Origin of the sequence: Streptomyces phaeofaciens (genome assembly GCF_014648915.1) — a bacterium.
GTDB lineage: Bacteria > Actinomycetota > Actinomycetes > Streptomycetales > Streptomycetaceae > Streptomyces > Streptomyces phaeofaciens.
Map to the genome: position 1 here is coordinate 1 of NZ_BMSA01000050.1, position 12,359 is coordinate 12,359.

Sequence of the window (12,359 nt, forward strand, 5' to 3'; positions counted from 1 at the left end):
TTTGGAAGTTGGCCTCCGGCCAATTCCAAAACTGCGTGACTCCGGCACGCGTCTTGGGTGATGGTTAGTCAGTTGTCTTTGGGGTGTGGGTTTTGAGAAATCTCCGATTTCTTGGAAGGCGGAATCTAGTTGTGTTCCGTGGAGAAGATAACCCACGGAACACCAGGAGGGAGGAGCCCCTCCGGGGCTCCGGGCCCCCTCCGGGGGCCTGGGCCCCCTCCGGGGCTCCGGGCCCCCTCCGGGGGCCTGGGGTGGCTGCATTCCCTTTTGAGTGTCTGCCTCCGGCAGAGAATTTGAAAGGTTGCATCGGGAGGTATTCGAATGGCTGATTTCATGAAAGAGAATTATGCGGTACTTGTCAGGGTAATTGGACTTGCTGGATTTTGTAGGCGCTGCCTCCTATTTGCCTGACTTTTGGTCACCTTGCTTGCTGTACAGGAAGGTTGAGTAGGTGTCATGAGGTGGGCTGGGCGGGGCGCGAGTCCCGTGACGCCTTTGTGAGCCTGTCTTCTTTCGTGTACTCAATGGCTGGAAAAGGGCCGTGCAGATTCATGATCACACGAAAGAATATGAGTGTCTGAAGGGGCGGCAACTCTTTCGGATGGCAGTGCACTCCCAGTGACGTAAAAGGAGCAGGAATGAAGCTCAAGCCGGTTTCCATGAACGTATTTGCAGAGGCTCAGGAGGAAGCGCACGTGGTGCTCGCCCGGGTCATGGCGAGTCTCGCCCCGGGTGAGCACGTGATGCGGCTGGGCGTCGACATGGAGGGGCAGGCACGTCCTCTGTCCGCCACTCTGCCTCTGACCGTGGAGGGCACCGGCGGACCGGACGACCTGGTGGGTGCGGAGTCCAAGCTGTTCGACAATTTCGCGTTCCTGCTGTCCTGCGGGCTCGCCCAGACCCTGTGCTGCGGAGTGATGTACCTGCGCTCCCCCTCAACCGAACCGAACGGCCCTGCCACCGTGCAGGCGTGGCAACTGCTTTGGGGCACGCTCAACGAGTGCAGTGCGGCCGAAGCCGCCGAACTGATCGGCGACGGAGCCCAAGCCGCGTTCGTGGACGCTCCCGGCCTCCACTCCGACGACGACGGTGACGCCGAGGCTGTCTACCCGCCGGTCGCCTACACCGTCCTGTAGCAACTTCGCGGGCTGCGGATGGCGACCTGGCCCGCCTCCCCGCCCCGGGCTCGACCGCCGGGGCGCCGGGTGGGGGTGTCGGAGACACCGGCACCCCCACCCCAGGCACCCGCCGTACGGGCTCCCCCACTCCACGGGGGAGCCCTTCTCACGAGCCGGAGGCACGTCCCCTGCCTGGCCGGAGGCCTGCTCCACAGACCCGCCGGAGGCATGCCGTTCGCGCGGGGACGCGCGAAGCGGGCGCAGCCCGCACCTCGATGCCGGAGGCACGCGAGGGGGGGTAAAAGAGGGCTCTTGCTACGCCCGGCAATCCACTTTCGAGCTGGCGGGGAATCACAGTTCCCGGCCGGTCGGCAAACCTGCCCGAGAATTCCCCGCCAGCGTGCTTCTCCCAGTGAAGCCCTTCTATCCTAAAGGCCGTTGTCTTCCGCCAGGCAGGTCCGCGCCCTGGCACACACGAGGGGGCCGGTCGTGCCGGACAGGACGCCGCTGCGCCAGGTACACGAGGGCCGATGGGTCGTCAGCCGAGCCTGGATCCAGGAGCTGACGGGAGCTTCGGCCGGCACCCTCGCGCGCTGGTACGCCGAGCGCCACACCCAGCCTCCTGCACGCCGCCACCCGGAGGTCGTGCAGACCGTCGGGCGGACCCACTACTTCGACCAACAGGCCGTGGAGTCCTTCTGGGCCGCGTGGCAACAAGACGTCGGCACAGGGCGACTGGGCAGAGCCGGACGCCCCCCAGGAGGACCAGCCACCGGCGGAGCCGACCGCGCCCTACGCGACCACACGGTCAGGATCGCACTCGCCGCGCTCCGCGAAGACGGCGGACACCGGCGAGGACTCGCCGCACGACTCGCACGCGAACACGGCGGCATCGCCCGCACCTGGCAACGCGCCGTCAACGAAGCCCTCACCCAGTACGACACACAAACCGAAGACACCACTCCACACGACCGGTAAGGGCCGCTGCCCACCCCACGGGGTTCTCACCGCTCAGGGCCAGCCGGCCGTCAACACCCCTCCTGGGGCCGTTCCAGGGGTGTGCCCCCAGACGCGCGGAGGCTCCGCCGACGCGCACCCCCTCCCCGGCCGCCCCGATCCCCGACGGCACGCCCACCCACCCGTCCCTTCCCCGCCTCTCTTCTTTCTGTTCCTGGACTGGGGTGTGGGGTGTGCTGAGGGGGATGTCGGGGTGCCGACCACGCTGAAAATGCTGGGGTGACCTGCGGATATGCAGGAGCGGGGCCACAGGTGCGCGTGCCGCTGAGAGCGGGGTTGTCAGCGGGGATACCTGCCCGGTCGGGGGCGGTGTTGTCGCAGCGTGACCGTGGTCGGGCCCTGGCGGTCGGTGGTGTGGTCGGGGCCGGCTGGTGCGCTCGGTCGTACCCGCGGTACCGCATCGGGGCGGCACCGCACCGAGTGCGTACGGGAGTTGCCGAGGATGACCAGAACGAGGACGGATGCGGATGCCGGCGCCGGTGACCGGCTGGCGCTGGCAGTGCTGGTGCAGTACCGGATGACCACCACCGAGCAGATGCACCAGATCATCGCCCCGAAGGTTCGGATCGAGCAGACCAGACGACGGCTGGCCAAGCTCAGCGCCGAGGGCCTGGTCGACCGCATCACCCTGCCGCAGGCGGGGCGTACCCGGGTGTGGTTCGCCACCGCGTACGGGGTGCAGACCGCCGCCGAGTGGCCGGAGCTGCGCGGCCGGCGCCCGCCGAAACTGGTATCGGATCCGGTCGCCGCGCGGCTGCGGGTGAGCCACACCCTCACGGTCACGGAAACCGGGCTGCAGTTCCTGCTGGATGCACGCCGTCGCGGGGAGACCTGCCGGCCGCTGGACTTCCTCCCGGAAGTCCACCACCCCATCGGAGGCGGTGAAGCCGTCATCCCGGACGCACTGGTCTACTACCAGCGCGGGAGCCGGAACGGTGACGGGGGTTCGATGCTGCGGGCGTTCCTCGAGGTCGACCGGGCCACCATGGGCCCCGAACGCCTCGCCGCAAAACTCCGCGCCTACGCCCGACTCCACCAGTACGCCCCCATACCCGTCGGCCGGCGCGGCCGACGCGGCACGGTGGAGACGGTCCAGGAGGAATGGCGGCGGCACTATCCGCTGTTCCCGCGGCTGCTGTTCGTCCTGGACGGCACCGGCCCGGCCGGCTTCGACAGCCGTGTCCGTGCGCTGCACGCGGCTGACGTGGATCTCTCGGTGGCCCTGTTCCTGCGTGAGGTGACGGTGCTGGCCGCGCCGATGACCGACCTCCTCCAGCACGGACCCGCCGCGGCCGTGTGGCACCCCGTGCGCCATCCTGGGCGCCGGGCCGGCTGGATGGACCCCACGGACGCCGTAGACGTGCCGTAGACATTGCGCAGCGGGCGATTGCGCACCCGTTCGCGGTCTGCGCAATGCCCCCGACCACAGGCCCAACCACGGAGGCCGGAACCCCGACCACAGGCCCAACCATCGCAGGTCACCGCGTGCGCAGACATTGCGCAGAGCCAGGGCACGAGTGCCCCGCCACTGCCCCGCCGACTGCGCAGGAGAGCCGGCTGCGCACGACCGCCGCCCCGGTCCTGCGCAGTCGACGACAGGGCCGGTTGCGCAGCCACCGCCCTTCCAACTGCGCAGGGCGGTGGCCGCGCACGACCGCCGCCTAGCGCCCCGTCCTGCGCCCGGCCAGACGGGTACGGATGGGCGTTGGGTGAACTCCCGCAACTCCTTGGGAAGTTGGCAGGCATATGCGTAGCCTTGCAGTTGCACACGTGCACCACACCCGTGTCATGACGGAGAGGGAACGTGACCAGACAATCCATCAGCGGCCCGTTAGCCATCGGAGTGCTTCGCACTCGCACCCGTCTCGCCGCCCTGACGGCCCTGCTCTGCACGACCGCGACCTTGGCGGGGTGCGGCGGAGGGGACGACACCACCGCGGCAGAGCCCACCGCCCCCACCACCACGGCGTCGGCCGCCCCCGCATCGACGGCACCGGTCGATCCGGAAGCCGATGCGAAGAAGACCGCGCTCGCGGTCTACCTGAGCTACTGGGGCGAGATGCAGGCCTTCTACGCCGACCGTGACGGCACATCCGCGGGCTTGAAGCAGTACGCCGCTTCCGAGGCTTTGTCCGTCGCGGAGAACGCCGCGGGGCGTGCTCACGCCCGGAACCGGGTCTACATCGGCAAGGTGACCGTCTCGCAGTCGGCGGTCACCGGCACCGACCTGGACAGCAAGACGCCCAAGGTGATGCTGTCCAGCTGCCTGGACGTCTCCCAGTGGCAGCCCGTAGTCGCCGACACCCGCAAGCCCGTCGAGCTGCCCGCCAACCGGCTCACGAAGTACCTGATTGCCACCACGCTGGAGAAGTGGCCGCAGGGCTGGCGTGTGGTCCGGGACGAGCCCCAGGGCAAGAAGTGCTGACCCGCCCGCGCACGGCGGCCGCCGTCGGTCTCGCCGTCCTGGCCGTCATCGGCGCGGCACCCACCGCCCTCGCGGACGGGCCCGGCGGCGGTGTGGAGTGCGACGTCTTCATCTGTGAGGTGGAGGCCGACGCCCCCGGCCAGGCCGGCAGCAGCACCGGCGGCCAGGCGGGCAGTGAGCCGCAGGGCGGCAGCGAAAGCGGCACCAGCAGCAATCCGTGGACGTGTGTGTACGAGCCGCTCTCACCGCAGCCCCCGGCCGAATCCCTGGACTGGGAAGGACACACACCCGGCGACGGCGCCGTCTACCAGCAGACCTGCCACTACCTCGACAGCCCCCACAGCGTCGTGCGGAACCAGTGGCTCGCCGACCCGCCGCCCGCAGCGGCCTCCGTCGACCCGGCCGTCCTGGCGCAGCGGGCCGTCGACTCCATGAAACTCGCCGGACCCGACATCGCCAGCCCCCGCGCGACCGGGAAGTACCTGGTCGGCATGCCGATGTGGATGTGGGTCAACCAGAGCGCTACGACGTACGGGCCGAATACGGCGAGCGCGTCGGCAGGCGGCGTGACGGTCACAGCGACCGCGAAGGTCTCGAAGATCGTGTGGACGATGGGCGACGGCACGGCCGTGACGTGCCACGGGCCGGGCACACCGTACACAGCGGCGTCCGGCAAGTCGGACTCCCCGACGTGCGGGCACACCTACAGCCGGGCCTCCGCCGACCAGCCCGGCGGCCGCTACCCAGTCACCGCGACATCCACCTGGACCATCAACTGGCAGATCACCACCGGCGGCGGCGGACAAGCCGGCCAGCTCACCGAAAACCGACAGACCCAGACCCAGATCCCCCTCGCAGAGCTACAAGTCCTCAACTGACCCCGAGGGCGGAGCGGTCCCGGTTCGCGGCGTCGTGCTGTCACTGGATCAAAGTCGCGGCCGGTATCTATCGCTGTGGCTGGTTTGTACTGCATGGTGTGCAGCAGGGCGCACCTCCTGCTCCCCCGGCGGAGGAACCCCCCCTTGCCGGGCCCTGCCGTCCCGTGGGCGGCAGGGCCCGCCGCGCCTCCCGGCTCCCCACAGGAGGCCACGCCGCTGCCCGCACGGTTCCTGCAGCCGCCCCAACCACACCCAGGCCATGCGCCCCACCACAGCCGGCTCGCCCTTGCCCCCGGCCTACAGATCACAGGCGCCGCCGCGCCCCGACGCCTACAAATCGAAGGCCGACATCACCTCGATCAAAGACTGTTTCCGTCATGCCCGGCGACGTCACCCCAGACCCGGGCGCTCCTCCAGACGCCGGCGTGGCTGGGAGACCTGAACGCTCCCGCGGAAGCCACCCCGAACTCCTCACCAGGTTCCGAAGTGATCACATGCCCAGACAGGCTCTCCTCCCCTCCTTCCACTCCAAGCCACGCAGCCCGGCATCAGGCCGAATGATCGTTTGACCCCGCCGTGCCGCACAGACAGCGCAGGAAGCTCGCGGCCGGACTGCCCCCGTACCCCGGCCATCCCACCAGGCACTCCGGCACGCAGCGGATACAGACATCGACCGCACCCTCGCCGGCCGCGCCGTCGCACTGAGCGTGCCCTTGAGCTGCGCCAGTACCTGGGCGACCCACCAGCCTGCCGACCCGAGCAAGGCCGACAAGCTGCTTGCCCAGAACGCGCTGATCGCCCTCAGCGCCCTCGTGTCGGGCGCGGGGTGCCTATTTGCTGCTGGTGGTGTAGGGCTTGTCGCGCGGTACACCGCTTGCCGGTCCGGCTCTGGCTGGATGCGCGCACAGACGTCTGGCCGCCAAGTGCCGCGACCAGATCGTGGTCGTCAGGGACCACCAGCGCAGCCGATCCCTGGCGCAGCGCGCACGTCATCGCGTCGGGGTGCTGCTGAACACGACGGCATGCCAGTCCGCTCCCGGCTACGCGAAGACTGAACTCCGCCTCCTCCACGCCCTTTGGGAGATCGCCCAAGACCTGCAGAGCATCAGCCGTCTCGCCACCCTCGTGGACGCATCCGACACCGACGAGGACCTCATACGCCAGGCGATAGCCGCAGTCACCACCCGCGTCGAGGCAATCGAAACAGAGGCCGACCAACTGCTCCGCAATCTGGAACAGGACGAGAAGATCCGCGCGGAGAGCCGCCGCAGTGCGGCCCGAGCCGAGACCGAACGGCGGGCCGCACTACGGAAGGAAGCACTCCTGGACGCCGCTGCCCGCGCCAAAGCCGGAGCGGCGATTTCGGGAGCCGCCCCGCTGGGACGGTCCTGCACTGTGGCTGCGGCTCAGGCGCAGCCGGGTCAGGTCCGCTGCCGCACCTGACGACCGACGGTCCACAGATCGCCGGGGGCACGGACGAACGCACGGTGGGCGAGCATGTCCCGGTTCAGCTGTGCGGCGGAGGTGATGTGGCCGTGCCGGGCGAGCGCATCACGCAGTTCGCCAGGTGTCAGGGGCCGACCGCAACGTGCGAGGTGCCGAGCGGCTACTTGCTCGCGGGTGGGATAGGACGGGGGCTCCACCACCATGAGCGAGTCGCTGAGCTCCCGGTACTCAGTCATCGTCGCATCGGCCAGCTCCAGCAGAGGTACCGTCGCCTCCCCTGCCCGTGCAAGGCGCCGCCGCCAGCTCTCGCGGGTCAGGAGGCCGTTGCGGTAGCACCACCACAGCAGCCCGGTCACTGCGGCCGTCGCGAGCAACGGGTTGCGTCCAGCGAGGACGATCAGGCGGTGAACGCCCGCCCCAGACAGCCGCAATGCCCAGTCCATGACGACCAGCGCGTTCGCAGCGGTGGCCTCCAGGCCCGCCACGCGCATAACGCTCTGGACGACCGGGACCCAGTCGATGACGGCAAACCCAAAGTGGTGGAAAACGCTGTCCTGGGTGACGATAACGCACGGTCCGAGGAACTCCGCGAGCGCCATCGTGGGCGCGTCGTCCGGGTCACCCCTGTAGTTGCGCGGCATCTCCGGGTCGACGTGCAGAATGTGCCGGGTCCGTGGGGACAGGTGATCGCGGATCTCCAGGTCGACCACCCGGAGGGCGGGCAGGATCTGCTGGTTGAGCACGCGACGCGCCCGGTGTTCCGGCACCTCGAAGTGGGCGGCCATCTTGGCCAGGTGTTCGTCGACCTCGCCAGGAACGTGCGCGGCAATGTAAGGGGTGGCACGGCCGGTCGCGGCCAGCGTGGTGACCCTGTTCGGTCGGCCGTTGTTCTTGGCCAGAGCGCAGGCTTCGACCAAGAGGGCGTTTGCATCGAGGATGGGCAGCAGCATCGGCCGGTCCAGCACCATCGGGTTGATCGCCGATCCGGAGGGGATCAGCAGCGGCGGTGCCGCGTCGTCACGATCGAGCGTCATAGATGAAGTCTGGTCGCCTCCACTGACATTCGGGCAGGATTTTTGGGCCTGGCGCCATCCCACGAACCACGGCGGCCGGTTCCGGAGAAGGGAGGGTGCCCACTATCCTCCCAGCCGCGCCCTGTAACCCGGCCACCGGTGCGGACAGGGGAGCGCGGTGTGGTCAGGTTTGTTCCTTCGGAAATAGTCGCCGCGCCATCTCGATCACGAAGTCTGAAGGCCCACGCGATATCCAGTATCCGTTCTTTGTCTCGTAGCCGGGGCCAACGATCAGGTTCACGCTCGACTCGGCGCGGGTGAGGGCAACGTAGAAGGTACGGCGTTGTTCCGCGAGCTCCGTCTCCGTGGGCCTGCGCCAGTTTCCCCGGTCAGGGATGTCCCGTGGGATCAGGCCCTTGAGGAGGCCCGGCAGGATCACGGTGTCGAACTCACGCCCCTTGGCCGCGTGATACGTGGCCAGTAGAACCTTCCCGATCACTTCCTCGCCGCGCGCAAGCTCCTGCAGCAGGAGATCTTTGGAGCTACACAAGTCGGTGAGGGCATCGAGACTGTTTGTGTTGTCTTGATCGGGGTGCGCCGCGGCTACCTCGTCGAGTGCCAGGCCAGTGCGCAGATGCTGCAGCCAGTCGAGGGCGGGTGCGTCGGCGGGATACAGCGACTCGGGATCGAGGCACATCTGTAGAGCCCGGGGCAGAGACAGTCGCGAGGAGAGCGGAGCGAGCTGGGCATCGGTGCGCAACGTGGTGAGAGCTCGGGCCAGGGCGGCGAGGGACGGTGCTTGCGTCCGGCGCAGCATGTCAGCGCGATCGGTGTCGGGTGCAACGTGGATCTGGTAGTTGGTGACGGCGCGACTCGCGCACCGCTGGATGAAGCGAGAGAGGCTGCCGGCGGGCAGTTTGTCGTCGCCCTCGTGTCGGAAGTCCAGCTCGCGTCGGGTGAGCTCGCGCTGCACGGCGTCGAGCAGAAGGCCGCGTGCGGGGTACAGGATGGCGATCTGTTCCGGGCTGACCTCCCTGCTCTGTGCCTGCTCTACGAGATCGCAGGCCACTCGTGCGTGATCCTCGAGCCCTCCCTCAACTTGTTCGAGATTGACGTCGCCGGGGGGTGCGCCTTCGCGTGCCAGGCGCCCTCGGGGCAGCCCGAGGGCGGCTTCGGCTGCGGTGATGATGTCCTGGCCGCTGCGGTAGTTGACCTCGAGTTCCAGGTCACGGAAGTCTTCTCGGGCTGCCAACTCTGTCAGGTACTTGGCGTCGGCGCCGGTGAATCCGTAGACGGACTGGTCGGTGTCCCCGACGGCGAAGACGGTGATGCCGGCCAGGTCACGCAGGGCGACGACGAGTTCGTGGAGAACTCCGCCGAGGTCCTGGTACTCGTCCACAATGAGGTGGGGGAAGCGGGCACGCAAAATGTCGCGGACGTGTTCGTGCTCGCGGACGGTGCGTACGGCCCGCGTCACCATGGCTTCGAAGTCGATCTCTCCACGGACGAGGAGCTGCTCTTCGTAGAGGCGGGCTGCCTGGACTTCCCGCGGGTCGAAGCTGTCCAGCGTCTCGCCGCACGCCAGGGCGCGGCGGATGCGGGTGCTCTGGGGCACGCGGTGCTGGGCCAGGGTCTCGGTGATGCCGGCCTGGTCGAAGCAGCGCTGCAGGAGCACTTCGGTTGCCGTCTTGCTGAGGACCTGTCCTGCCTGAGGTGCCGGCTGGCCGGTCAGGTGGGCGAAGGCTCGCAGGACCTCGTTCAAGCAGAAGGCGTGGACGGTGGAGCAGGTGATCCGTCCTTCGGCGCGCACGCCGCTGCGCAGAACGCGGCGACGGATCTCTTCAGCGGCCGCGTTGGTGTAGGTGATGCAGGCCACGCCGCGGAAGGCCGAGATCTGTGTCTGGAGAATGTAGGCGATGCGCGCGACGAGAGTGCGGGTCTTGCCGCTGCCGGGCCCGGCCCGCAGAACGACGTTGCCGTCGTGGAGGACGGCGGTGCGTTGCCTGGGGTGCAGCTCCTCGAGCTCGGCGAGGAGGGTGTCACTGATCTGCATCGCTGCCCTGCCGACTGACGTCTGACGGGGCCGCGTGCTCGGCCAGGAGGGAGGTCCCGCGGGCCGCGCGGCTGATGTCCTCCATGGCCAGGAAGAGGTATGAAGCTGTACCCAGGCGGCGCAGAGCCTGCTCGTCGAGTGGGACGTCGTCCCTGGTGATCTGGGCCGCGGTCCGGATCCGGGCGTCCAGGTCTACCTGGGCGATGTGGGCGGCGAGGCGCTGCGCGAAGCGGCCTTTGCCGAGGGCGGAGATCCGCTTGAGCATCTTCTTGCGGATGTCGGGGTCGATCGTCGTGTTCCGCTCGTTGGCGACGCCGCGGCTCACCTCGTCGATCGCGGTGGCGTTGCCGTTCAGTTCCTTGAACGCCTGGATGATCTCCTCGCCGAACAGGGGGCAGAGGTCGGTCTCCAGGGTCTGGGCGCCTACGTAGACGCCGATGCTCTGGAGGTCGACAGCGAGGGGATCTCGGGTCGTGCGGTAGTTAGCTCCATCGGTTCCCGGCAGTTGGGCGATCTGGTCCAGGAGGGTTTTGCGTCGAGCTTCCTCGGGGTGGAGGTTCGCGCCTCGCTTGAGGCCGGCTTCCCGCCGGCCCAGCTTGTCGGGGGCGGCGTCTCCGTCGGTGATGACCACGTGGGGGGTGTTGAGGCCCTTCGGGCCGAGGAACGTGCGGTAGGGCTTGAAGTCGGTGCCGTGGACGCTGGCCACCACAGTGCCGTAGGCGTCGAGGTCGAATCCCGCAGCTTCCGCCAGAGCGGGAAGGATGTACAGCTCTGCCAGACCTTCGACCAGCACGACGGCGGAGGCGAAGAGGATTTCGGCGCGGCTGATGTCGAGGTAGCGCTCCAGGTCCGCGGCCTCCTCGTTGCTGACGGGGAGGGCGGACGTCGTGGCACCAGTCGTGCCGTTCTCCGCCGCGCGCAGCACAATGAAGGAGCGGACCGGGGCGACGGCGGCGATGTGCGGGCTGTGGGTGGTGAGGAGGAGTGACGGTCCGGTGCGCAGCAGATACTTGAAGAGGTGCCGCTGGAGCGTGACGTGGAGGTGGGCTTCGGGCTCTTCCACGGCGACGAGGGTGGCGATGAATTCCTCGTCCAGTCGCTGCTGGCTGAGAGCTTCCAGCAGCAGGCCGAGGTAGATGACGTTCGCGCTGCCCAGGCTGGCGTCGGAGATGCCCCTGCGGCGGGCCGTGTCGAAGAACAGCCGGACGGCGCGGATCAGTTCGTCCGGCTTGGAGGAGGCGAAGCCGAGGGTGGGTTGTACAGCCAAGCGCGGTCCGAACATGGCTCCCAGCCGGTCCGTCAGGTGCCCCTCCAGCTTGGCGACGTTGTCGTCCTTGGTGAGCTGGTCGACAGCGGAGGCGATCGCCGAGGCAGTTGCTTCCAGGTTCACCGGGTCCAGAGGGAGTCGTTCGAGAAGATCCCTCAAGGGGCTGCGCCGCCAGTTGTGCAGGTCTGCCTCGGCGTCGCGCAGGGCCGGCAGGACGCGCAGGGCCACTTCGCGGCGGATGGCGCGCACGTCGTTGGTCTCGTTGGCTCCGGCGAAGACGATGGCGTCGTAGTCCTTCGCGGTCAGCGGTCGGCCGGTGGGCTCCACCCGGGGGCCGGCGGCGGTCGCTACCTCGGCCCGGGGGGTGAAGCGGTAGGTCAGCCGGGCTACGTAGGGGTCGAAGGCCACGACGGCGGTTGACAGGATGCTCTTGGCGTCATCGTCGCCGTCGAAGCCTCGTAGCTCCACCACGATCGTCACTTCGGCTCCGCCGGCCAGGCCCGCGGGGTCTCCCTCCCAGATGTCCTCCTCACGCAGCATGCGCCGAGCGTCGGACAGAGACGGGTCGAGGACCAAGCGGATCGCTTCCAGCAGGTTCGACTTGCCTACGCCGTTCTCGCCTACGATCACGGCGTGGGCGGGGAAGTCGTCGATCACCAGGTGCCGGAAGTTGCGGAAGTTACGTATCTCGATCCGCGAAATGTGCAGGCCCATTCGTCCCCTTGGCGATCTGGTGCGATGTGGTGATTCATCATTCCAGGACCGTCCACGTCGGCGGGCCTTTTCTCAGCGTCCGGCGGTCTGCCACCAGGTCGTGGGGGATGCCAGCGGCGTCCCAACCGCCAACGGATCGCTCGTTTGAACTCAGTAGCCACCTCGCTACTGCGCCTGCCCTAGCGGGAGCGTGCTTTCTGGTCAGCGGGAGGTGGGCGGGAGTGCGCGCTCGAGGAATTCCAGCCGGAGCTGGCGGGGCAGGGTGCTGTCGAGGCCGAGGGCGGTGCGGATGGACTCGGCACTGACGTCGCGGTCGATCTCCAGGCGGCGTTCGGCGTCGTCGGTGATCTCGCCGATCAGGCGGGGGGGGGCTGTGCCGGGGATGGTGACGGATGAGCCAGTCGAGCATCTTCGTCACCGGCGTCGTG

At 68.5% G+C, this 12,359-nt stretch carries 9 protein-coding genes; 6 read left to right on the plus strand and 3 right to left on the minus strand.

Features of this window, described 5'->3' with window-relative positions:
* The first annotated feature begins 638 nt into the window (after window positions 1–638).
* The 6 genes from IE275_RS42945 to IE275_RS42970 all read left to right on the plus strand — a co-directional run bounded on the left by IE275_RS42945 (window position 639) and on the right by IE275_RS42970 (window position 6,881).
* The gene (locus IE275_RS42945; protein ID WP_189718142.1) at window positions 639–1,136 is read left to right on the plus strand and encodes a hypothetical protein; all 498 of its coding nucleotides are present in this window, start codon (window positions 639–641) and stop codon (window positions 1,134–1,136) included.
* Between the two features lie 471 nt (window positions 1,137–1,607).
* A complete protein-coding gene (locus IE275_RS42950) occupies window positions 1,608–2,096 on the plus strand; it encodes a hypothetical protein (protein ID WP_189718143.1) in 489 nt (162 codons plus the stop codon).
* Between the two features lie 481 nt (window positions 2,097–2,577).
* A complete protein-coding gene (locus IE275_RS42955; protein ID WP_189718144.1) occupies window positions 2,578–3,504 on the plus strand; it encodes a replication-relaxation family protein in 927 nt (308 codons plus the stop codon).
* Between the two features lie 435 nt (window positions 3,505–3,939).
* The gene (locus IE275_RS46495) at window positions 3,940–4,560 is read left to right on the plus strand and encodes a hypothetical protein (RefSeq protein WP_229871254.1); all 621 of its coding nucleotides are present in this window, start codon (window positions 3,940–3,942) and stop codon (window positions 4,558–4,560) included.
* Window positions 4,554–5,438, plus strand: coding sequence for an ATP/GTP-binding protein (locus IE275_RS46500; protein ID WP_229871257.1), 885 nt, complete (start codon window positions 4,554–4,556; stop codon window positions 5,436–5,438). The genes IE275_RS46495 and IE275_RS46500 overlap by 7 nt, the downstream gene beginning before the upstream one ends.
* A 1,002-nt stretch (window positions 5,439–6,440) precedes the next feature.
* Window positions 6,441–6,881 carry a hypothetical protein gene (locus tag IE275_RS42970; RefSeq protein ID WP_189718145.1) on the plus strand — a complete coding sequence of 147 codons (441 nt, stop codon included), beginning with the start codon at window positions 6,441–6,443 and terminating at the stop codon, window positions 6,879–6,881.
* Here the strand turns inward: IE275_RS42970 and IE275_RS42975 are convergent.
* The 3 genes from IE275_RS42975 to IE275_RS42985 form a co-directional block, all read right to left on the minus strand.
* Window positions 6,860–7,918 carry a PIN domain-containing protein gene (locus tag IE275_RS42975; RefSeq protein ID WP_189718146.1) on the minus strand — a complete coding sequence of 353 codons (1,059 nt, stop codon included), beginning with the start codon at window positions 7,916–7,918 and terminating at the stop codon, window positions 6,860–6,862. The two genes, IE275_RS42970 and IE275_RS42975, sit on opposite strands and share 22 nt — an antisense overlap.
* Before the next feature lie 163 nt (window positions 7,919–8,081).
* The gene (locus IE275_RS42980) at window positions 8,082–9,950 is read right to left on the minus strand and encodes an ATP-dependent helicase (protein WP_189718147.1); all 1,869 of its coding nucleotides are present in this window, start codon (window positions 9,948–9,950) and stop codon (window positions 8,082–8,084) included.
* Complete coding sequence (locus tag IE275_RS42985; RefSeq protein WP_189718148.1) at window positions 9,937–11,931, minus strand: ATP-dependent nuclease; 1,995 nt, start codon at window positions 11,929–11,931, stop codon at window positions 9,937–9,939. Before IE275_RS42985 ends, IE275_RS42980 begins: the two co-directional genes overlap by 14 nt.
* Window positions 11,932–12,359: the final 428 nt, after the last annotated feature.